The sequence below is a fragment of the Massilia sp. H6 genome, from assembly GCF_024802625.1.
Taxonomy (GTDB): domain Bacteria; phylum Pseudomonadota; class Gammaproteobacteria; order Burkholderiales; family Burkholderiaceae_D; genus Telluria.
Map to the genome: position 1 here is coordinate 576,665 of NZ_CP103371.1, position 23,289 is coordinate 599,953.

The 23,289-nt window shown below is 65.3% G+C and carries 16 protein-coding genes; 14 read left to right on the plus strand and 2 right to left on the minus strand.

Annotated features, from left to right (window positions below; genetic code table 11):
• The first annotated feature begins 40 nt into the window (after positions 1-40).
• From NRS07_RS02545 to NRS07_RS02555, 3 genes are all read left to right on the plus strand, one after another.
• Positions 41-1,669 (plus strand): CehA/McbA family metallohydrolase, encoded by a 1,629-nt coding sequence (locus NRS07_RS02545; RefSeq protein ID WP_259210870.1) that lies wholly within the window; start codon positions 41-43, stop codon positions 1,667-1,669.
• 132 nt (positions 1,670-1,801) lie between these two features.
• Positions 1,802-3,658, plus strand: a complete 1,857-nt coding sequence (locus NRS07_RS02550; protein ID WP_259210871.1) for a M1 family metallopeptidase — start codon at positions 1,802-1,804, stop codon at positions 3,656-3,658.
• Positions 3,659-3,679: 21 nt separating this feature from the next.
• Entirely contained in the window at positions 3,680-5,299 is a 1,620-nt protein-coding gene (locus tag NRS07_RS02555) for a serine hydrolase (protein ID WP_259210872.1), read from the plus strand.
• A gap of 70 nt (positions 5,300-5,369) precedes the next feature.
• Here NRS07_RS02555 and NRS07_RS02560 read toward each other — a convergent pair whose 3' ends face one another.
• Complete coding sequence (locus tag NRS07_RS02560; RefSeq protein ID WP_259210873.1) at positions 5,370-6,941, minus strand: S1C family serine protease; 1,572 nt, start codon at positions 6,939-6,941, stop codon at positions 5,370-5,372.
• A gap of 135 nt (positions 6,942-7,076) precedes the next feature.
• Complete coding sequence (locus NRS07_RS02565) at positions 7,077-7,868, minus strand: class I SAM-dependent methyltransferase (protein WP_259210874.1); 792 nt, start codon at positions 7,866-7,868, stop codon at positions 7,077-7,079.
• A 346-nt stretch (positions 7,869-8,214) separates the two neighbouring features.
• Here NRS07_RS02565 and NRS07_RS02570 point away from each other — a divergent pair, with 346 nt between their 5' ends.
• The 11 genes from NRS07_RS02570 to ftsH all read left to right on the plus strand — a co-directional run bounded on the left by NRS07_RS02570 (position 8,215) and on the right by ftsH (position 23,262).
• Positions 8,215-9,849, plus strand: coding sequence for a TldD/PmbA family protein (locus tag NRS07_RS02570; RefSeq protein ID WP_259210875.1), 1,635 nt, complete (start codon positions 8,215-8,217; stop codon positions 9,847-9,849).
• 13 nt (positions 9,850-9,862) lie between these two features.
• A complete protein-coding gene (locus tag NRS07_RS02575) occupies positions 9,863-11,197 on the plus strand; it encodes a TldD/PmbA family protein (RefSeq protein ID WP_259210876.1) in 1,335 nt (444 codons plus the stop codon).
• A 64-nt stretch (positions 11,198-11,261) separates the two neighbouring features.
• On the plus strand, positions 11,262-12,899 hold the full coding sequence (locus tag NRS07_RS02580; RefSeq protein WP_259210877.1) for a TldD/PmbA family protein: 1,638 nt from the start codon (positions 11,262-11,264) through the stop codon (positions 12,897-12,899).
• 14 nt (positions 12,900-12,913) lie between these two features.
• Positions 12,914-14,251 carry a TldD/PmbA family protein gene (locus NRS07_RS02585; protein ID WP_259210878.1) on the plus strand — a complete coding sequence of 446 codons (1,338 nt, stop codon included), beginning with the start codon at positions 12,914-12,916 and terminating at the stop codon, positions 14,249-14,251.
• A gap of 18 nt (positions 14,252-14,269) precedes the next feature.
• Entirely contained in the window at positions 14,270-14,890 is a 621-nt protein-coding gene (locus tag NRS07_RS02590; protein WP_259210879.1) for a DUF4159 domain-containing protein, read from the plus strand.
• Between the two features lie 3 nt (positions 14,891-14,893).
• Positions 14,894-15,898: a MoxR family ATPase gene (locus tag NRS07_RS02595; protein ID WP_259210880.1), complete on the plus strand. Its 1,005-nt coding sequence runs from the start codon at positions 14,894-14,896 to the stop codon at positions 15,896-15,898.
• A 2-nt stretch (positions 15,899-15,900) separates the two neighbouring features.
• A complete protein-coding gene (locus tag NRS07_RS02600) occupies positions 15,901-16,806 on the plus strand; it encodes a DUF58 domain-containing protein (protein ID WP_259210881.1) in 906 nt (301 codons plus the stop codon).
• Positions 16,803-17,774 carry a BatA domain-containing protein gene (locus NRS07_RS02605; protein ID WP_259210883.1) on the plus strand — a complete coding sequence of 324 codons (972 nt, stop codon included), beginning with the start codon at positions 16,803-16,805 and terminating at the stop codon, positions 17,772-17,774. The genes NRS07_RS02600 and NRS07_RS02605 overlap by 4 nt, the downstream gene beginning before the upstream one ends.
• Positions 17,758-19,764, plus strand: a complete 2,007-nt coding sequence (locus NRS07_RS02610; protein WP_259210884.1) for a DUF4175 domain-containing protein — start codon at positions 17,758-17,760, stop codon at positions 19,762-19,764. Before NRS07_RS02605 ends, NRS07_RS02610 begins: the two co-directional genes overlap by 17 nt.
• Complete coding sequence (locus NRS07_RS02615) at positions 19,761-21,299, plus strand: hypothetical protein (RefSeq protein ID WP_259210886.1); 1,539 nt, start codon at positions 19,761-19,763, stop codon at positions 21,297-21,299. Before NRS07_RS02610 ends, NRS07_RS02615 begins: the two co-directional genes overlap by 4 nt.
• A gap of 145 nt (positions 21,300-21,444) precedes the next feature.
• Entirely contained in the window at positions 21,445-23,262 is a 1,818-nt protein-coding gene (gene ftsH, locus NRS07_RS02620) for an ATP-dependent zinc metalloprotease FtsH (RefSeq protein ID WP_259210887.1), read from the plus strand.
• The last annotated feature ends 27 nt before the right edge of the window (positions 23,263-23,289 follow it).

Below are 23,289 nucleotides of genomic sequence, written 5' to 3' on the forward strand. Positions count from 1 at the left end.
GGAACAAGGCGGAATTCGGTGCAATTGTAAAAATTGCATTATGAAAACCACAACCCCCACCCCCATCCTTGGCGCGCTGCTGCTGGCCCTGTGCTGCGGCAGCGCTATCGCGGCACCCGCCGAGCACCAGGAACTCGAAGCCACCCTGCACGCGCCGTTCCAGGCCGATACGGGTACGCGCCGGACCTTCCATTTGTCGTTCCACTATCCCGGCCTTGAGCGGCCCGGGACGATCGACTGGTCGCTGGAGCTGGTCAATCCGCAAGGACGTCTCGCCCAGCGCTGGCGCGGCAGCCGTGCGTTTTCGGGTGCACCACTGCCGGCGACAGTGACCTGGAATGGCCGCATAGGCACGGCGCCTGCTCCCGCCGGCCTGTATCGGGTGCGCCTGCGCGCCGGCCTGCGCGGCGACCACGAGCCGCCGGTCGAGCAGGAATGGCAGATCGCCGTCGGCAGCGCGCCTGCGCCGCGGATGCCGGCCTTCGCGCCGCTGCCCGGTGCGCGCGACCTGGAAAACCCCGCAGCCATGGCGCCGGCCACCGGCGCGCTGCCCTACACCGTGTACCTGGCCAACCTGCACAGCCAGAGCAATCACAGCGACGGCGGCGCCGAGCTCACCGAGTGCAAGGGCTCGCAAGACCCGCTCAAGGCGAAATACGGGCCGGAAGCCGCGTTCGCCTACGCGCGCGGACGCGGGCTGGACGTGCTGGCGGTCTCGGAGCATAACCATATGTACGACGGCTCGGACGGCAACGCGCCCAATGCCGATCCCGCCGCCGCCAAGGCGCTGTACCAGGCCGGCCTGGCCAGTGCGGCCGCGTTCAATGCCACCAGGCCCGGCTTCCTTGCGCTTTACGGCCTGGAGTGGGGCGTGATCAACAACGGCGGCCACATCAACATCTTCAACAGCGACGAGCTGCTGGGCTGGGAAAGGAACGCCCGGGGCGAGCTGATGGCCGACACGGCGACCCCGCGCAACGACTACGCGGCGCTGTACACGCTGATGCGCGAACGGGGCCTGGTCGGCCAGTTCAACCACCCGGCGCAGCAGGGGCAGTTCGTCGTGAACGGCGTGCCGCTCGCGTATACGCCGGACGGCGACCAGGCGATGGTCCTGTGCGAGGTGTTGAACAGCAGCGCGTTCTCGACCAACGATCGTGAAACCGAAACCCGGCGCAGCAGTTTCGAGCAGGCCTGCAACCGCCTGCTCGAAGCGGGCTACCACCTGGCCTTCAGCACCAACCAGGACAACCACTGCGCCAATTGGGGCGCGTCGTACACCAACCGCACTGGCGTGCTGCTGCCCACCGGGACCGCCCTGACGCGCGCCAGTTTCATCGAGGCGCTCAAGGCGCGGCGCGTGTTCGCCACCATGGACAAGACCTCGCAGCTGGTCTTTACCGCCAACGGCAGGCTGATGGGCTCGCGCCTGAGCAACCGCGGGCCGCTCACCCTGAAAGCGCAGTTCGCATCGACCTCGGGCAAAAGGGTGGCGGCGGTGGCGATCATGGAGGGCGTGCCGATGCGCGGCGGGACGGTGACGCAGCTTTCATCACTTGCCACGACGACCTTCACCCCGACCCCGGGCCAGCATTTCTATTATGCGAAGATCACGCAGGACGATGGCAACGTATTGTGGTCGGCGCCAGTGTGGGTCACTCAGGAGTAGCCGGGCACCGTACCACCCCGTCAATACCGCGCGAAACGCGTCGTGGCCGACGCTTTCGCCGCTCCAGCGAAAATGCTATCCTGCTCGCGCCCCTCAGCCCTGCCTGGGCTGACCTACCTTCTGCGAGAAACCATGAAGACAAGCACCCTGCTGCGCGCCGCGGCCTGCGCCATCCTCGGCCAGTGGAGCGCCTATGCGTTCGCACTCGATCCACTCAGCTATGCCAAATACGACCAGGTCAAGACCACGGCCCTGCACCTGGACCTGAAAGCCGACTTCGCGCGCAAGACGCTGGCCGGCCATGCCGACCTGACCCTGAACTGGATCGACAAGTCGGCCACCACGCTCGATCTCGACACCCGCGAGCTGGCAATCTCGAAAATCGAGGCGCAGGACGCCAAGGGTGCCTGGAAGCCGGTGACCTACACGCTCGACAAGCTCGACGCCGAGAAGGGCCAGGCACTGCACGTGGCGCTTCCCGGCCAGCCGTCGAAGATCCGCATTCATTACCAGACCGCGCCGAGCGCCGCGGCGCTGCAATGGCTCACGCCCAAGCAGACGATGTCGGGCAAGTACCCGTTCATGTTCAGCCAGTCGCAGCCGATCAATGCGCGCTCGTTCGTGCCGATCCAGGACACGCCGGCGGTGCGCTTCACCTACACCGCCCGCATCGAAGCCCCGCAAGGCATGCGCGTGGTGATGAGCGCCGATAACGACCCCAAGGCAACTGGCAAGGGCGGCTGGAAGTTCACGATGCCGCAGCCAATTCCGGCCTACCTGCTGGCGATCGGCATCGGCGAACTCGAAGCGCGCACGCTGGGCGGGCGCACCGGCGTCTATGCCGAACCGCAGCGCATCAAGGCTGCCGCCTACGAACTGGCCGATACCGAGAAGATGGTGGAAGCGGCCGAATCGCTGTACGGCCCGTATCGCTGGGGGCGCTACGACATGCTGGTGCTGCCGCCGTCGTTCCCGATTGGCGGCATGGAAAATCCGCGCCTGACCTTCCTGACCCCAACCATGATCGCGGGCGACCGCAGCCTGGTCGACCTGATCGCGCACGAACTGGCGCACAGCTGGTCGGGCAACCTGGTGACCAACGCCTCATGGAAGCACTGGTGGCTCAACGAAGGGTTCACCACCTATGTGACCACCCGCATCCTCGAGAAGATGTATGGCGAAGAGGTGGCGACCATGAACCTGCAGCTCGAGCAAGAAGAAGCGATCGAATCGCTCAAGACGATTCCCGCAGCAAAGCAGGCGCTGCTCACGCGCGACCCCGATACATCGAACGAGCATTACACCGACGAAGGCCTGGCCTACCCGAAGGGAGCCTGGTTTTTGCGCACCCTCGAGCAGCGTGCCGGCCGCGCCGCGTTCGACTCTTTCTTGCGCGGCTGGTTCGACCAGCACGCCTTCCAGAGCGTGACCACCGAACAGTTCGTGGACTACCTGCGCACCAAGCTGCTCGCAAAAAACCCGAAGATCATGAGCGACGCCGAACTGGACGAGTGGCTGTACGGCACCGGTATCCCGGCCAGCGCCAGGTATGCCGTGTCCGAGCGTCTGGCCAGGCTGAACGACACCACCGCGCGCTGGCTCAAGGGCGACATCAAGACCGCGCAGCTGCCGACCAAGGACTGGAACGCCACCGAATGGATGAAGTTCCTGAACGATATCGACCACAAGGCGAGCGCCGCGCAATTGCAAGAACTGGACCAGGCCTTCGGCCTGGCCAAGACCGGTAATAACGAAGTGGCCTTCCGCTTCTACCGCGCGTCGGTACACGCCGGCTACCGCGGCGTGCGCCCCCATCTGGAAGCCTTCCTGATGAGCGTGGGCCGGCAGAAGTTCGTGGTGCCGCTGTACGGCGCGCTGCGCGCCAACGCCGATGACCGTGCCTGGGCCGAGCGCATCTACAAGGCCGCGCGCGAGCGCTACCACCCGGAGACGCAGGGCAGCGTCGACAAGCAGATGAACAAGCAATAAGGACCGAACAGCGTGATTTCCATGAACCGCAAGAATGCCATTACGGCTGCGATCCTGATCGCATTTTCCGTTTGCGGCACGGCCCTGGCCCAGACCAGCGCCGCACCGTCAGCCGCAGAACAGGCCATTTCCTATAACCTCGAAGCCGACGTCACCCGCGTGATGAAGACCTTCCAGGTGCCGGGCATCGCGATTGCCGTCGTCAAGGACGGCAAGGTCGTCGTCGCGCAGGGCTTCGGCGTGCGCAAGCTCGGCGAGCCGGCCAGGGTGGATGGCCAGACCATCTTCGAGATCGCCTCGAACTCCAAGGCCTTTACCGCTGCCGCGCTGGGCATGCTGGTCGACCAGGGCAAGCTCGAATGGGACGATCCGGTGATCAAGCACCTGCCGGACTTTCGCATGTACGACGCCTATGTCACCGCCGAGATGACGGTGCGCGACCTGCTCACCCACCGCAGCGGACTTGGCCTCGGTGCCGGTGACCTGATGTGGTGGCCGACCACCACCTTTACTACCGACGAGATCATCCACAATCTCCGCTACATCAAGCCGGCGACGAGCTTTCGCAACAGCTACGCCTACGACAACCTGCTGTATATCGTCGCCGGCAAGATCATCGCCGCCAAGTCGGGCAAGACCTGGGGCGAGACCATGCACGAGTGGATCCTCAAGCCCACCGGCATGGCGACCACCACCACCAGCCTGCTTGAAAACGCGAAGTTCGCCAACGTCTCGGCGCCGCACAGCAGAATCAATGGCAAGATCGCCGTGGTCAAGCCGATGCCGGTCGATAACGCGGTCGGCGCGGTGGGCATCAACACCAGCGCCGAGGACATTGCGCGCTGGATGAACGTGCTGCTCGATAATGGCCGCGTCGCGAAAGGGGCCGACGGCAAGGAGGTGCGCCTGTTTTCCGAGAAGCAGTCGCGCGAGCTGTGGACGCCGCAAACGCCCATGAAGATCAGCCAGCCGCGCCCACCCTTGGCCGCGACCAAGCCAAATTTCTACGCCTACGGCCTGGGCTTCCAGCTGCGCGACTACCAGGGCAAATTGGTGGCAATGCACGGCGGCGCGCTGCAGGGTTTCTATTCGCGTGTGCTCCTGGTGCCGGAAGCGAAGCTGGGCATCGCGATCTTCACCAACGCCGAAAGCGGCCCGTCGCTGTCGGCGCTGCAGTACCGCTTGCTGGACCACTACCTGAACGTGGCCCCCACCGACTGGATCGGCCGTGTGGCCGAGGTCGAGCGCGAGAGCGCCGAGAAGGAAGCGGCGCGCCTGAAAAAAGAAAGCGCCACCCGCGCAGCCAGCTCAAAACCTTCGTTGGCGTTGGCTGCCTACGAAGGCGACTACCAAGACCAGTGGTATGGGCTGGCCACCATCAAGCGCGTGGGAGGCAAGCAGGTGCTGTCGTTTGCCAAGACGCCTGACCTGACGGGAGAGCTGGAGCATTTCCAGCACGACACCTTCATCGTGCGCTGGAAGGAGCGCAACTTCAACGCCGATGCCTACGTGACCTTTTCGCTGGACCACGACGGCAGCATCGAGCGGATGCGCATGAAACCGGTGTCGACCGAGACCGACTTCAGTTATGACTTCCAGGATTTGCTGTTTGTACCGGTGAAGTCGGAGAAGAAGGGCTGATCCGGCTGGCCGAGCGCGTGGGCGGAAAACCGGCCCGCGCACTCGGCGACAGCTGGCATAGGGGCGAACCTTACTTGCCGTTCCACACCTTCATCATATCTTCCGATCCCTGCGTCCGGACCCCGTTATCCGACAGGATCGCGTCGGTCGCGTCGAGCGTGGCCTTGCGCGGCAAAACCATCGTCTCCCCATAGCGCTGTTCGAACCTGAACACGACGTGTTCTTCCTTCAGGTCGCGCAGGGTCGCCACCAGGTGCGCCAGGCTGCGGATCTTGATGCCGTTGACCGAATCGACCACCGAACCAAAACGATTGCTGTAGCCGCTCACCAGCTTGTGCGGGAAGAACGGGCTGCTGATCACCACCAGCTCTTCGCGCGCCGCATTAGGCGAATCGCCGCGCTGGGTCACCAAGGGGCTGTCGTTGAAGCTATAGGCGTTCATCGCCGGCGCACTCGACGCCAGAAAGGACAGGAACTCATTGGTCGCGCGCGTGAACACCACCGGACCGTACGCGAAATACGAGGGATAGCCTCCGTTCAGGTCGGGGATCAGGAGCGGACGCGGGCCGCTGGCCGGCACCTCCACCTGCATCGTTTTGCCGCCGCGCACGATGGTCATCGGCACCTTGCCGTTTTTCGCCACCTGCTGGATGCGGTACTGGAAGCGCACGCGCAGGTTCGAGCCCAGCGTGACCATGCCCTGGTTGTCGATCGGATGCTCGCCGATATGGGTGACAATGTCCCATTCCTTGAGAGGCCATGCGGCATCCGACTTGTACGGACGGTGCACCACGGCGCCAGACACCGATTTATCGAGCTTCAAGAATTGCCGCAGGGCCGGGTTTTCGAGCGTCTGGATGCTGTCGTGCAGCAGCGGCTTGCCGTCGTAGCGGCCGTCGGCCACGTCTTTCAGGAACAGTTCGATTTCCTCGTTCGGGATCACGTAGCCGATATTCTGCGCGCCGGCCGCCATCGAGAAGGCCAGGCCGATCATCTTGTCGCCGGCGATCACCGGGCCACCGCTGTTGCCCGGATTGATCGGGGCATCGATCTGGATGCGCAGGCCCGAGCTGAACGAACCGTAGCCGACGAATTCCACCCGCGAGACGATGCCGCGGGTGGTCGAGAGCGAGTTGCCGCCGACCGGATAGCCATAGGCGAACACCGCTTCGCGCACGTCCGGCAGCATTGCCGCGCGCTGGACCGGCGGGCGCTTGTCGAAGAAGGATGGGTCGTCCAGTTCCAGCACCGCCAGGTCCAGGCCACGTGCCAGGGCGATCACCCTGGCCGATACCTTGTCGCCCGACTGGCTGGCCTGTACCTCGACCTGGCTGGCGTAGCCGACCACATGGGCATTGGTCAGGATGCGCCTGCCCTCGATGACGACGCCCGAACCGGTGACATCGACGGGCGACTGCTTGGCCCACGGCTTGTACGGGTCCGGGCGGCGCACGGTGGCAAAGATCTTGACGACCGAATTCTCGACGGCGGGCAGGGCTGGCGCGGCGGTGGCGGACGGGGTCGCGGTGGCCGGCGACGGTGGGGTCGCGGGCGTCGGCGCAGGCGGCGGGGATGTGTCCTGGGCGTGGACGAAGCCGGTCATGGCGATAGCCACGGCGGCGGCGAGGCGGACGATCTTCATAGATTCCTTCGATGGCTCAATCGGTGCTAACTGATGGGATGAAGCCGCCAGAATATACACGCTCGCCGCCGAAGGAAACACACGAATCGTCAGAGTCGGGGAAGGCGAGCTCCCCGACCGGACTGGTTGCCCTGCTTATTGTTTGACGAACTTGAGCGTCATGCGGTCGCTCTCGCCGATGGCGATGTACTTCTCGCGGTCCTTGTCCTTGTTGGCCAGCACCGGCGGCAGGGTCCAGACCCCTTTTTCATGATTCGCGGTGTCTTTCGGGTTGGCGTTGACTTCGGACTTGCCGGCCAGCTTGAAGCCGGCGCCTTCGGCCAGCTTGATCACCCAGGCTTCGTGCACATAGCCGCTCGATGCCTTGGCATCTTGCGGCATGGCTGCCGGCAGGCGGTGTTCGACGATGCCCAGCACGCCGCCCGGCTTGAGCACCTTGTGGATTTCCTTGAAGGTGGTCTTCAGGCCTTCTTCGCCGTGGCCGACCCAGTTGTGCAGGTTGCGGAAGGTAAGCACCATGTCGACGCTGTTGGGCTCCGCGATCTGGTAGCGGGTCGGCGGCTCGAAGATCGACGGCACCACCTTGCCGTAGACCGCCGGGTTCGAATCGAGCTTTTTCTTGAAAGCCAGGCCGTAGCGCTTCTCCGGTGCGATTTCTTCGCCCGCGCCAATGAGCTTGCCCTTGTCGCGCAGGTAGGGCGCGAGGATGTCGGTGTACCAGCCGCCCGAAGGCGCCAGCTCGACCACCGTCATGGTCGGCTTGATGCCGAAGAAGCTGAGGGTTTCGTAAGGATGGCGGGCGCTGTCGCGCGCCTTGTTGGCAGCGCTGCGGTGTTCGCCCGCGACGGCGGCTTTCAGGGCGTCGTCCGCGTGGGCTGCGCCGGCCAGGCCGGTGGCCAGCATGGCGGCCAGGATCAGTCGTTTCATCGGTGCGAGGTCTCCAGAAGTAAATAAGGGCAGGCGGGCAGAACGCCGCCGCCGCGCTGATGATCCGGCAGCCCGGCCTGGCAGTCAAGCGTCGCGTGCATATGCATTTGTTACCCCCGCACCTGTCCCGGTGTTGTCCGGCGCTGGCAGCTTTGCCAGACCCACCGCGCCACCGGCTAAGGCGCAACAATTGGCTATTCAAATCTTCGTGTTGCTGCTAAGGTTGACAGGTTTGCCGCTGCCATCACCGCGGCGGTAAAGACACTTGCACGCACCGTAAATACAAGAGCGGACCGCACCACCGGCGGGACCGCTGTCCAGAAACTGGTAGATTTCAGGAGACACGATGGAACGCCGTACCTTTCTTAATTTCAGCAGCCTGGCACTGGCCGGCACCATGGTTCCGTTCAGCCGGGCGATTGCCGCTGAAGAGCTAATGAGCAGCATGCCGACCGCTGCCAAGAAGGCGCTCGCCGACGTTGCGCTCAATGCCGCCACCAAGGCCGGCGCCAGTTACGCGGACGTGCGCATCGGTCGCTACCTGAACCAGTTCATCACCACCCGCGACCTGAACGTCGAGAACGTGGCCAATACCGAATCGGCCGGCGTCGGCGTGCGCGTGATCGCGGGCGGCGCCTATGGCTTTGCCGCCACATCCGACATGAGCAGCGACGGCATCGCCAATGCCGCGCGCCAGGCGGTTGCCATCGCCAAGGCCAATGCCAAGCTGCAGCAAGAGCCAGTGCGCCTGGCGCCGGTCAAGGGCGTGGGCGAAGTGTCGTGGGCCACGCCGATCAAGAAAGACTGGCGCACGGTGCCAATCAAGGAAAAGGCCGACCTGCTGATCGCCGCCAACAAGGCCGGCATGGACGGCGGCGCGGCCTTCATGAATGCGATGCTGTTCCAGGTGAACCAGCAAAAATACTTCGCTTCCACCGACGGCTCGTACATCGAGCAGGACGTGCACCGCCTGTGGGCGCCGTTCCAGGCCACCGCAGTGGACAAGGCCACCGGTAAATTCCGCTCGCGTTCGGGCCTGGGCGCGCCGGTCGGCATGGGTTACGAATATCTCGACGCGCGTCCCGAGCACAAGATCAAGGCCGCCGGCGGCGTCGCTACCCTGTACACCGACTCGTATGACCTGATCGAAGACGCCAGGGCCGCCGGCCGCGATGCCAAGATCAAGCTCACCGCGAAATCGGTTGCGCCCGGCAAGTACGACCTGATGCTCTCGCCCGAACACCTGTGGCTGACCATCCACGAAAACGTCGGACACCCGACCGAACTGGATCGCGTGCTCGGCTACGAAGCCAACTACGCCGGCACCAGCTTTGCCACGCTCGATAAGTGGGAATCCAAGAAATTCAAGTACGGTAACCCGATCGTGAACCTGTATGCCGACAAGATCACCCCGGGCTCGCTCGGCGCGGTCGGTTACGACGACGAAGGCGTACGGACCAAGAAGTGGGACATCATCAAGGACGGCATCCTGGTGAACTACCAGGCTACGCGCGACCAGGCCCACATCATCGGCGAGAAGGAATCGCATGGCTGCTCGTATGCCGACAGCTGGGATTCGGTGCAGTTCCAGCGCATGCCGAACGTCTCGCTGGCGCCCGGAAAGAAGAAGCTGACCCCGGACGAGATGGTCAAGGACATCAAGAAGGGCATCTATATCGTCGGTGACGGCTCGTTCTCGATCGACCAGCAACGCTACAATTCCCAGTTCGGCGGCCAGCTGTTCTACGAAATCAAGGACGGCAAGATCGGCCCGATGCTCGAGGACGTCGCCTACCAGGCCAACACCCAGGAATTCTGGAACGCCTGCAGCGCCATCTGCGACGAGCGCGACTGGCGCATGGGCGGCTCCTTCTTCGACGGCAAGGGTCAGCCGCCGCAGATCAGCATCGTCTCGCACGGCTCCTCCACGGCCCGCTTCAACGGGATCAATGTGATCAATACCGCTCGCAAGATCGGTTAAGGGGAGGACATTCATGAGCATCCTGACCCACGAACAAACCAAGCGCATCTCCGAGCGCGTCATCTCGCTCTCGAAGGCGGATGAGTGCATCGTCAGCGTCCAGGGCAGCCGCATCGGCAACATCCGCTTCGCACGCAACGCCGTCTCTACCGCCGGCCTGGCCGACGATACGCAGTTGCAGGTGCAGGTTGCCTTCGGCAAGCGCCAGGGCAGCGCCACCATCAACGAGTTCGACGACAAGTCGCTCGAGCGCGCCGTGCGCCGTGCCGAAGACCTGGCGCGGCTGGCGCCGGAGAACCCCGAATTCATGCCGGCGATCGCCAAGACCGGCTACAAGGCCTCGGATACCTTCGTGCAGCGCACTGCCGATATCGACCCGGAATACCGCGCCCAGGCTGCCGCTTATGCGATGGAGGCCTGCCGCAAGAAGGGCCTGGTCGCAGCCGGTTTCTTCACCGACCGCGCCAGTTTTGAAAGCGTGGCCAATTCCAATGGCGTGTTCGGCCACCAGGGGGCGACCTCGCTCGACTTCACCTGCACCGTGCGCACCGAAGATGGCCGCGGTTCGGGCTGGGTCAAGCGCTCGGCGCGCGACGTCGCCCGTTTCGATCCGCGCGAAGCGGCCGATGTCGCCATCGAAAAGGCCTTGCGTTCGGTCGATGCCAGGGCGCTCGAGCCGGGCCGCTACACGGTGGTGATGGAACCGGCCGCTACCAGTGACCTGATCAGCGCCATGCTGGGCGGCTTCAATGCGCGCCTGGCCGACGAGGGCCGCAGCTTCCTGTCCAAGAAGGGCGGTGCCAACCGGCTGGGCGACAAGCTGTTCGACGGGCAGGTCAATATCTGGACCGACCCCTGGAACGAGGACGTGCCGGTGCTCCCGTGGGACAACGGCATGATGCCGCGCGAACGCGTACAGCTGGTCAAGGATGGCCGCATCAATGCGCTGAACTATTCGCGTTTCTGGGGCAAGCAGAAGGACCAGCGCGCGATCGGCACCGCCGGCAACATCATCATGGCCGGCACCGACAAGTCCACGGCAGAGCTGATCGCCAGCACCAAGAAGGGCGTGCTGGTGACCCGTACCTGGTATATCCGCATGGTCGACCCGCAATCGGTACTGCTGACCGGCCTGACGCGCGATGGCACCTTCTACATCGAGAACGGCAAGATCAAGCACCCGATCAAGAACTTCCGCTTCAACGAGAGTCCGGTGACGATGCTTAACAATATCGAAGAAATCGGCAAGCCGGTCGTGATCGGCGGCGACGAGGCGAATTACTCGATGCTGATCCCGTCGATGAAGATTCGCGATTTCAACTTCACGTCGCTGTCGGACGCGGTGTGAACGCTCACTGAATCATCGCGTGGGCGGCAGCGCCTCCCACGCACCACCGAATCGGAAACCCAAGATGGAACGTCGACAATTTCTCCACATCGGCGCCGGTACTGCCGGCGCCATGCTCATTCCGGTCTTTGGCCACGCCATCGCCGCCGATGAGCTCATGAAGCCGCTGGCCGCCAGCGCCAAGAAGGTGTTGGCCGATACCGCGCTCAACGCCGCCACCCAGGCCGGCGCGTCGTATTGCGACGTACGCATCGGGCGCTATCTGAACCAGTTCATCATCACCCGCGACCTGAACGTCGAGAACATCAGCAACACCGAATCGAGCGGCGTCGGGGTTCGTGTGATCGCCGGCGGCGCCTACGGTTTCGCATCGACCAACGACATGACGCCGGACGGCATCGCCAATGCGGCGCGCCAGGCCGTGGCGATCGCCAAGGCCAATGCCAAGCTGCAGCGTGAGCCGGTACGCCTGGCGCCGCTCAAGGGCGTCGGCGAGGTGGCCTGGGCCACGCCGTTCAAGCAGGACTGGCGCAGCATCCCGGTCAAGCAGAAGGCCGACATGCTGATCGCCGCCAACAAGGCGGGCATGGACGCGGGCGCGAGCTTCATGACCGCCTCGCTGTTCCAGATCAACCAGCAGAAATACTTCGCCTCCACCGACGGCTCCTACATCGACCAGGACATCCACCGCCTGTGGGCGCCGATCAATGCGACGGCGGTCGACAAGGCCAGCGGCAAGTTCCGCTCGCGCGCGGGCCTGAGTTCGCCGGTGTCGATGGGCTACGAGTACTTCGACGCCAAGGCCGGCGACAAGGTGCGGGCCGCGGGCGGCGTGACCACGCTGTATAAAAATTCCTATGACATCGTCGAGGATGCCAGGCTGGCCGGCATGCAGGCACGCCAGAAGCTGTCGGCCAAATCGGTCGAGCCGGGCAAGTACGACCTGGTGCTCAGCCCCGAGCACCTGTTCCTGACCATCCATGAAAACGTCGGCCATCCGACCGAACTGGATCGCGTGCTCGGCTACGAAGCCAATTATGCCGGCACCAGCTTCGTCGGCCTGGACAAATGGGAATCGAAGAAATTCAAGTACGGCTCCGAGCGCGTGAACTTCGTGGCGGACCGCACCACCCCGGGCTCACTGGGCCTGATCGGCTATGACGACGAAGGCGTGCGCGCCAAGAAATGGGACATCATCCGCAATGGCATCCTGGTGAACTACCAGGCCACGCGCGACCAGGCCCACATCATTGGCGAGAACGAATCGCACGGCTGCTCCTACGCCGACAGCTGGAGCACGATCCAGTTCCAGCGCATGCCGAACGTGTCGCTCGAACCGGGCAAGGCCAGGCTCACTCCGGATGAGATGGTCAAGGATGTCAAGAAGGGCATCTATATCCTGGGCCGCGGCTCCTACTCGATCGACCAGCAGCGCTACAATTCCCAGTTCGGCGGCACGCTGTTCTACGAGATCAAGAACGGCAAGATCACTGGTCCGCTGGAAGACGTGGCCTACCAGACCAACACCCAGGAGTTCTGGAACGCCTGCAGCGCCATCTGCGACGAGCGCGATTGGCGCATGGGCGGCTCGTTCTTCGACGGCAAAGGCCAGCCGAGCCAGGTGAGCGCAGTCTCGCACGGCTCAAGCACCACGCGCTTCAATGGCATCAACGTCATCAACACCGCACGCAAGATCGGTTGAAGGGGAGACAACACATGAAACAGCTGAACCAGGAACAAGCAAAACGCATCACCGACCGCGTGATCGCCTTCTCGAAGGCCGACGAGTGCAACGTGTCGATTCAGGGCAACCGCACCGGTAACATCCGCTTCGCGCGCAACGGCGTATCGACCGCTGGCCTGACCGAAGACATGCAGCTGGCCGTGCGCGTTGCCTTTGGCAAGCGCGTGGGCACGGCCGTGGTCAACGAGTTCGACGACAAGTCGCTGGAAAAAGCGGTACGCCGCGCCGAGGAGCTGGCGCGCCTGGCCCCGGAAAATCCAGAATTCGTTCCCAGCGTAAGCAAGCAGGACTACCTCGCCACCCAGACCTTCATGGCGTCGACCGCTGCCATCGATCCGGACTACCGCGCCGAAGTGGCTGCCGCCGCCATTGGCGCTGCGCGCGCCAGGAAGCTGGTCACGGCCGGCTTCTTCACCGACAACAACAGATTTTCCTGCATCGCCAACTCGAAGGGCGTGTTCGGCTTCCAGGAATTCACCGACCTGTCGTTCACCTGTACCGCGCGCACCGAAGACGGCCGCGGATCGGGTTGGGTGACCCGCTCGGCGGTCGATGCGCGCCGCTTCAATGCGCGCGAAGCGGCCGACATCGCGATCGACAAGGCACTGCGCTCGATGGACGCCAAGGCGCTCGAGCCGGGCCGCTACACGGTGATCCTGGAGCCGGCGGCGACCTCGGAAATTTTGGGCAACATGTTCAGCTCTCTTGGTGCACGGGCGGCCGACGAAGGCCGCAGCTTCCTGGCCAAGAAGGGCGGCGGCAACCGCCTGGGCGAGAAACTGTTCGACGAACAGGTCAATATCTGGGCTGACCCGTGGAACCCGGACGTGCCGGTCGCTCCGTGGGATGACGACACCATGCTGGCCCGCAAGCGCACCGACATCGTCAAGAACGGCCGCATCGCCTCGCTCGACTATTCGCCCTACTGGGCGCAAAAGACCGGCAAGCAGGCCACCGCTGGCCATGGCAACATGATCATGGCCGGCGGCAGCAAGTCGCTGGAAGAGCTCATTGCCGGCACCAAGAAGGGCATCGTGGTTACCCGCACCTGGTATATCCGCATGGTCGATCCGCAGTCGCTGCTGATCACGGGCCTGACCCGCGACGGCACCTTCTATGTCGAAAACGGCAAGATCAAGCATCCGGTGAAGAACTTCCGCTTCAACGAGAGCCCGGTCACGATCCTCAACAACATCGACGAACTGGGCAAGCCCGAAGTCATCGGTGGCGACGAGTCGCCGTTCCAGATGGTGCTGCCGCCGATGAAGGTGCGCGACTTTAACTTCACCTCCTTGTCCGACGCGGTGTAAGTCGATGGACCGCGGCTGATGGCGAACTTCGATTTCTACTTCACGCGCCTGATGTACGAGTCGGGCGACTGGGACGTGGATATCCGTATGCCCAGCAACGTGCTGAACTCGCTGGTCGAGTACACCACCTTGCGGGTCGATCCGGTCGAGCGCATGGTCGCGCTGTCGGATCCGGCGATGCTGCAGGCGCCGTTCTGCTATCTGGCGGGGCACAAGCTGGTCCAGTTCACCCCAAGCGAGCGGCGCAACCTCGAGCGCTACGTGCGCGGCGGCGGCTTTGTTTTCGTGGACGACTGCAACCATGACATCGACGGCCTGTTCGCCAAGTCGTTCGAGTCCGAGATGACGAAGATCTTCGGCGCGTCGGCGCTCAAGAAGATCCCGAATACGCATCGGCTGTATTCGAGTTTCTTCAAGTTCGACGGGCCGCCGACCACCGGGGGCGAACTCAATGGCTGGGGCGACGACCTGGTGCACGAATACCTGAAGGCGATCGAATTCGGCGGGCGCGTGCGCCTGCTCTATTCGAACAAGGACTACGGCTGCGAGTGGGACTACGATTTCCGCAACAAGCGGTTCCTCGCGGTCGACAACACCCGCTTCGCGGTCAATATCATTCAATACGCGTTGGGAGCTTGAACAGTGGCGCAGCGACATGCAGAGCAATGGAACGAGGCGGAGATCACCAGCCTGAGCGCGGCGATTGGCGCGCTCAAGGAAAGTATGGCGCGCGTGATCATCGGCCAGGAGAACGTGGTCGACCTGCTGGTCACCTGCCTGCTGGCCGGCGGACACGCGCTGGTCGAAGGCGTGCCGGGGCTGGGCAAGACCCTCTTGGTGAAGTCGCTGGCGCAGGCCACCGACATGCAGTTTCGCCGCGTGCAGTTCACGCCCGACCTGATGCCGTCGGATATCGTCGGCACCGAGATACTGGAAGAAGACAGCACTACGCGCCAGCGCGTGTTCCGCTTCCAGCAGGGTCCGGTATTTACCCAGGTACTGCTGGCGGACGAGATCAACCGCGCGCCGCCCAAGACCCAGTCGGCGCTGCTGGAAGCGATGCAAGAGCGCGCCGTGACGTTTGCGGGCACCACCCACAAGCTGCCGCGCCCGTTCTTCGTGCTGGCCACGCAAAACCCGATCGAACAGGCCGGCACCTACCCGCTGCCGGAAGCGCAGCTCGACCGCTTTTTGCTGCGCATCGACGTGGCCTACCCGACCGAAGAAGAAGAAGTGCTGATGGTCGCGCGCACCACCCAAGCGGGCCTGGATGACGCGCAGCCCGTGATGAGCGTGGAAACCCTGCTGCGCCTGCAGCAGCTGGTGCGCGACATCGAAATCGGCGAACACCTGCTGCGCTATGCGACGCGCCTGGTGCGCGCCACCCGGCCGCACGAAACCACGGTGTCCGCGGTCAAGCAGCACGTCGGCTGGGGCGCCGGTCCGCGCGCCGGCCAGGCGCTGGTGCTGGCCTCGAAAGCGCGCGCCCTGATGCAGGGCCGGCTGGCGGTCACGCGCGAGGATATTCAGGCAATGCTGCTGCCGGTGCTGGCGCACCGCGTGCTGCGCAACTTCGAGGCGGAAGCCGACGGCGTGGCCATTGCCGACATCCTGCACGCGCTGCGCAACGAGATCCGGATCGATTAACCTTGTCGCTGGCGAAGACCGCGCTGATCGCGCACACGCAAAACCTCAATCTCGTGATTCGCCATGTGCTGGCGGGCCTCGGACATGGCGTCCATGCCGGGCGCGAGCGCGGAGCGGGTGTCGAATTCTCGGAATACCGGGCCTATGCCCCCGGCGACGAGTGGCGCCGCGTCGACTGGAAGCTGCTGGCGCGCGCCGACCGCTATTACGTGCGCGAGGCCGAACGCGACAGCCACGTGGCGGTGTGGCTGGTGCTCGACGCCAGCGCCTCGATGCTCGAGCCGAGCCGCCATGTGGATGGCATCGACAAGCTGACCTATGCGCGCATCGTGCTCGGCTGCATAGCGGCCATCGCGCAGCGCCAGGGCGACGCCTTCGGGCTGCTGATCCTGAATAATGGCAAGCCAGAATTCACGCCGGCGCTGCGCGGCCCGCGCCACCTGCAGCGGGTGCTGCTCCAGCTCAGCCGCGTGGAGCCGGCCGGCGCGCTGCCCGATGCCGAGACCCTGCGCGCCAGCTTGCATTTCGCGCAGGCCCCGAGCGTTGTCTACGCCATCAGCGACCTGCTCGACTGGCCGTCGCCGCTGTCGCAAGCCTTGCTGCGCCTGCGCGGCATGCGCCACGACGTGCGCCTGCTCTGCCTGCAGACCCAGGCCGAAGTCGAGGCCAGCTTTTCGTCGACGCCGGCCTACCGCGACCCCGAGCAGGGCAGCGGTGTGTTCCGCTTCGGCGCCGACCTGCAAGACGGCTACCGCCGCAACCGCGAGGCGCACTTCGCGCAGGTCGCGGCGCAATGCCGCAAGAGCGACATCCCGCTGGTCGAGGCGCGCATCGAACAGGCCCCGGGCGAGGTCCTGCGCCGCATGCTGAGTCCATCATCCCTGCGGCGTTCGGGGAGCCGCCGGTGAATGCGCTCTGGTGGTTGGCATTGCCGATCCTGCTGCTGCCGCTCTGGTGGCATCGCCGCAAGCGCGAGCAGCGCCAGACCGAGCTGCTCGCCAGCGCGCGCTTCTTGCCGCGCGCCGAGCCGCGCCAGACCCGCGCTTGGCGCTGGAACGATCCCATTCTCTTGCTGCTGCGCTGCCTGCTGCTGGCCTGTGCGATTGCCTGGCTGGCCGATCCAGTTGTGCCATGGCGCGGCGACACCGTCATCGTTGCCAGCGGCACCGACCCTGGCTGGACCGAGCGCCAGGTGGGGCAGGCCGGTATGGCGCAAGCCGAGCGCGTCATGCTGCCCGGCGCGCAGGCCGTTGCCTGGCTGCGCACGCACGAGCGCGAATGGCGCCCCGAAGCGCGGCTGCTGGTGCTGGGCGATATCCCGATGCCGGCCCTGAGCCCGCAGTTCAGTCGCCAGGTCGAGCTGCGCACGCTGGCGCGGCCGGCGCCCCGGGCCGAGCGCCACGTCTACATTGCCAGCGATCGTCCCGAGCAGTGGCGTCGCGTGTTCGCCGCCGGCGCCGTCATGATCGACGATACGCCCGGCGCCAAGACCGGCTTGATTGTCTGGGACCGCGCCGAGGCGCCGCCGCCGGCGCTGCGCGCGCCCCTGTGGCTGGTCGTCAATCGCGCCGCTTTCCCCGCCCTGCGCACTGCCGCGCGGCTGGGCGAACTGCACTATGCGGACAGTCCACGCGGGCGCCTATGGCATTCGGCAGCCTGGCCGCCAACAAGCCCCGATGCCGCACGCACGCTGCTGGACGACTGGCAGCGCCTGCACGCGGGACCGCCTGCCTATACGATGCCGTCGCGCGTCATCGCGGCTTCGCCCACGGCGCGTGTGCTCGAGGCGAGCGGCGCGCTGCGCGACATCCTGATGGCCGTGCTGGTGGCCCTGTTTGTATTCGAAAGGATGCTCACGCATGCAAGAAAGCGCTGAGATTATCCGGCGCGTCTGGCGCGCCGCCCAGCTGCGCCGGCTGCCGCTGTGGATTGCCGGGGCGCTGCCATGGCTGCTGATCCGGTCGGCCCCGGGCCTGATCGCGTGGATTGCGTGGTGCTCTTGGGATTGGGCCATCCTGCGGCGCCAGGTCGGCTATGCCTGGGTGGGCTGGCTGGACGCGGCCGTGCCCGAAATGGAAGACAGCAGCGCGCTGCTCGAACACGCGGCCACGCCGCTGGCCGAGCTGCAGCGCCGCCGCCTGCTCGAGCGCCTCGATGCCAGCGTCGGCGCGCCGCAACTGCGCCGCATCGTGCGCGCCCGCGTGAAGCTGGGACTGCCATGGCTGCTGGCCAGTGTCGCGCTGGCCGCCGCGGTCTGGTTCGCTAGCGCTGCACCGCAGGCTCCGCAGGCAAGCAGCGCCATGCCGGGCAAGGCGCCGGCGCCGCTTGCCGCCGCTGTCATGCCCGAATTGGTGGTGCGCACCGCGCCGCCTTCGTACACCGGCATCAAACCCATCGAATCGGCCCCGCGCGACCTGGTGGTACCCGAGCAGACCGTCCTGACCTGGTGCCTGAAGAACGCTCCGGGCAATGCAGAGACGATCGAGCTCAGTAACGGCCAGGTGCTCAAGGCCGGTGCCGACTGCGCCCGCTGGAGCGCCCAGGAATCGGTGTTCTGGCGCTGGCGCGGCAAGCGCTATACGATCAAGGTCACGCTTGACGCGCCGCCGGAGATCACGATCACGGCGCCGGGCCAGATGGTGCAGGAATTATCCGATACCGCCACCAGCGCCGCGATGGGTGTGAAGGTGCGCGACGATTACGCGATCCGGCGCGCTACCTTGCACATGACGCTGGCGCGCGGCAGCGGCGAGAACGTCCGCTTCACCGACCGCGAAATGCCCATCCCGAGCTCGTCCGATCCGAGGCAGCGCAGCTGGTCAAAGGCCTGGTCGCTTGCAGAGCTGGGCATGGAGCCGGGCGACGAGCTGTATTTCTTCGTACGCGCCACCGACAATGCCGTGCGTGCGCATACCGTGCAATCGCCGACCTATACGCTACGCCTGCCCGCGCCCCTGGCTGCACAAGAAGAAGAAAGCGCCGCCATGCCGATGCTGGTCAAGCCGCAGAGCCTGCGCAGCCAGCGCCAGATCATCATCGACACCGAGCAGCTCATTGCCGACATGCGCGGATTGAAAATGCGTAAAGAGGCGGTACTCGAGCGCAGCCAGGCGATCGCCGCCGACCAGGGCGCGCTACGGCGCCGCTACGGCCAGTTCCTGGGCGAGGAATCCTCGCTGTTCACCGATGGCGAGGACGATCATGACGACCACGGCGACGACGCTGGCAGCCAGGGCGCAGCAGCAGGCAATCAGGACATCCTGCACCGGTATGGCCATGCCCATGACGAAGCCGAGAACGCTACGCTGTACGACGAGGACACCAAGAAAGTGCTGCGCCGCGCCCTGATGGCGATGTGGGACGCCGAAAAGGCATTGCGCGCGATCACGCCCAAGGCGGCGCTGGCACCGGAGCACCGGGCCCTGTTGGCGATCAAGCAGTTGCAGCAGGCCGAACGCGTCTACCTGCACAAGACGGCCTTCGCGCCGCCGCCGATCAAGGAAGAAAAGCGCATGACCGGCGAGATGGATGGCACCGCGAGCTACCGCCGCGAGCAGGGCAGCGCGGACCGGCGCGTGCCGCAAGACCTGCAATTGCTGGTGCAGGCCTTGTCCGGCAGCGGTGCGCTGCCGGCGCTGTGGACCCGCGCCGCTCACGACTGGGTGGGGCCGCGCCTGACCGATGACGGCCAGCGCCTGGCGGCCCAGACCGCGATCCAGGACGTGCTCGATGGCTGCCTGGCCTGCCGCCCGGTGCTGCGCGCCTGGCTGCGCACGGCAGCCGGCCAGGGGCAGGTTTTGCTGCAGGCCCGCCCGGCAGTGGAAACGCCATTCGTGCGCGCATGGCGCGAAGGGGCCAAGCCATGAGCTTCTTGATGGGCACTACTACCATGCTGGTGCTGATCGGCGCCGCCGGCCTTGCCAGCGCCGGGCTGTATGCCTGGCGCCGCCAGTGGCTGGACATGCTCCTGGTGCTGGTCGCCGCAGCTGCTCTCGCATCGTTCGCGGCCGGTATCGACTTGCCCGGCGCCGCCGGTCGCACGCTCACGCTCGACCCGGAGGCACCCCTGCCTTCGCTCGACGGGGTAGGCGAACTAGCGATCAAGGGCGACGGCCTGCGCGCGGCGCAGTGGGACGATTTGCCCGCACTGCCGCTGCAGTGGCAGCGTCCGGAAGCGGGCGCGATGCGCGTGCACCATCCGCGCCAGCTGGCCCTTGGCCGCAGCTTCACGCTAAGGGTGCAGCGCGACGACAACACCGAGGCGCGCCTGCAACTGCTGGCCGAAAACGGCCAGGTCATCGGCGCGGCGCGCGGCAAGGGCGAACTGGCGGTGACCTGGCTGCCGCCGCTGGCCGAGCGCGCCGTGCTCAAGGCGCGCCTGCTCGATGCTGCCGGCAAGACGATCGCCGAAGGCCCGGTGCCGCTGACGGTGCACGCGCCCAGTATCCTGCAGGTACAGGGCCGGTTCGGCGCGCCGTCGTTTGACCTGCGCACGCTCAACGAACTGCTGGCTGGCAGCGGGGCGCTGCTCGACTGGCAGGTGGTGCTGGGACGCGCCATCACCCGAACCGAACTGCCAAATGCTGATATAACAGCGCCCAACCTGCTGGTGATCGATGCCGCCTGGTTCGAGCGCCTTGGCGCAGGCGAGCGTTCGGCGCTGCTGGCGCGCGTGGCTGGCGGCCTGCCGCTGCTGGTGCTGGGGGCGAACGCCAGCAATCCGGGCCTCTGGTCGCGCACGCTGGGTTTGCAACTACAGGCGCAGCCTGCAGGGAAAAAGAGCGACACGTCGTTGGCGCTATCCGTGGCGCCGTTCAATCCCGCAGCACCCGTTGCGGGGCAATGGCGCGAGACTGACAAGCTGGTCTGGACCCGCAGCTGGCAGCAGGGCCGCATCGCCTGGCTCGGGGCCAGCGACTGGCACCGCCACGCGATCGCCGAGCCGCAGGCGCTGGCGCTGTGGTGGCAGGGGGTGCTCGACCGGGTCGGCGTGGACCACCCGCGCAATGTCGAATGGCTGGAGCCGGAAGAACTGCCGCTGCCCGGCCAGCGCATGGCGCTGTGCGCACGCGGAGTCAGCGGCGACGTGACGTTCCCCGACCTGGCATTGACCAGGACCTGGTCGGCGCGCACGGACGCGGCCTGCGTGGCGCTCTGGCCGGAGCAATCGGGATGGCTGGAAGTGAACGATGCGAAGGCAGGCGCGCACGCGGTGTACGTGTACGCGCCGGGCGACTGGCCGCAATGGCAGGCTAGCCAGCGCCGCGCTGCCACCGCACGCTATGCCGCCCGTACGCCGGACCAGGCCCAGGCGGGCGCGGCGCGCGCCGTTCCGGCCTGGCCGTTGGCGCTGGTGTTTGCGCTGGCGATGCTGCTGCTGTGGTGGCGCGAACGGCGCTAAGTAGCGGCCAGCAGTCAGCGCCTCCCCACGCATCGCCCGCGTGGGGATTTTTTTCGTCCATCCGCAGTCTCTTCCTATGCAGCACGCGCTGTCGCCGTTGGTTCAGTCCGGCGGCTGTTACCGGCAACTGCACGGAGCGACGACAATGGAAAAGCACACCAAGTTCAATCTCTGGTACGTCAGTTTTGCGCTGCTCGGCGTCTTGCTGCTACGCGATGCCTGGGTACTCATGCGCGAAGTCGAGCCTCTGCCATATAGTCAGTTCATGGCGGAACTGAAGGCGAATAATGTAGAAGAAATTTCTATCGACGCCAGCACGATTCGCGGCAAGCTGCGCAAACCTTTGCAGGATGGCAGCACGCGCTTTGTCACCACCAGGGTCGAGGCCGATCTGGCGCGCGACCTGGCCCAGTACGACGTACGCTTTACCGGTGTCGTGCAGAGCAGCTTCTTGCGCAATCTGCTCGGCTGGGTTCTTCCTGCGATTATTTTTTTCGGCATCTGGATGCTCCTGATGGGGCGCCTGGCCGACAAGGGCGGCCTGGGAGGCAGCTTCATGTCGATCGGTAAAAGCAAAGCCAGGATCTATGTCGAGACCGGCGTGAAAGTCAGCTTCGACGACGTCGCCGGTGTCGACGAGTCGAAAGAGGAGCTCAAGGAAGTCGTCAATTTCCTCAAGGATCCCAAGGTATATGGGCGCCTGGGCGCACGCACACCCAAGGGCATCTTGCTGGTGGGGCCGCCCGGCACCGGCAAGACCCTGCTGGCACGCGCCGTTGCCGGCGAGTCGGGCGTGCCGTTCTTCTCGATCAGCGGCTCGGAGTTTGTCGAGATGTTCGTCGGCGTCGGCGCTGCCCGCGTGCGCGACCTGTTCGAACAGGCAAGGCAGAAGGCGCCTGCGATCATTTTCATCGACGAGCTCGATGCGCTCGGCCGCGCACGCGGCGCCTATGTCGGCGGGCACGACGAGAAAGAGCAAACGCTCAATCAGTTGCTGGTGGAGATGGACGGTTTCGATCCTGCCTCCGGCCTGGTGTTGCTAGCCGCCACCAACCGCCCAGAAATCCTCGACCCGGCCTTGCTGCGCGCTGGGCGCTTCGACCGCCAGATTCTGGTCGACCGGCCCGACAAGACCGGGCGGATGCAGATCCTGGACGTACACATGCGCGGCATCAAGACCGCGCCCGACGTCGAACGCGAGAAGATCGCCGCGCTCACGCCGGGCTTTTCCGGCGCCGATATCGCCAACCTGGTCAACGAGGCGGCGCTGCTGGCAACGCGCAACAAGCACGATGCCGTCGGCATGGATGACTTTACCGGCGCCATCGAACGCATCGTGGCCGGTCTCGAGAAAAAGAACCGCCTGCTCAATGCGCAGGAGCGCAAGATCGTTGCCTACCACGAGATGGGGCATGCGCTGGTCGCCATGTCGCTGCCTGGCAGCGATGCGGTGCACAAGGTGTCGATCATTCCCCGCGGTGTCGGTGCACTTGGCTACACCCTGCAACGACCCACGGAAGACCGCTTCCTCATGACGCGCGAGGAACTCGAGAACAAGATGGCGGTGCTGCTCGGCGGCCGCGCCGCCGAGCATGTCGTGTTCGGCCATCTCTCCACCGGTGCGGCGGACGACCTGGCAAAGGTGACCGATATCGCCCGCAGCATGGTCACCCGCTATGGCATGGACAAGCGCCTGGGCCATCTCGCCTACGAGCAAGAGCGACCGTCCATGCTCGGCTTGCCGCAGGCCGACATCCGGCCGCGCGGCTATTCGGAGATGACGGCGCGCGAGATCGACTGCGCGGTGCGCGAGATTGTCGATGCTGCCTTTGCCCGCGCGGTGGAATTGCTCACCACGCGGCGCCAGTTACTGGAGACGGCAGCCAGGCGGCTGATGGAAAAAGAAACCTTGGGCGAAGAAGAACTGGCGGGCCTGCGCGAGGCCATGCCGGCGGCCGCGTGAGAGTCGGGCTGTGCGCAGCCCACGCCG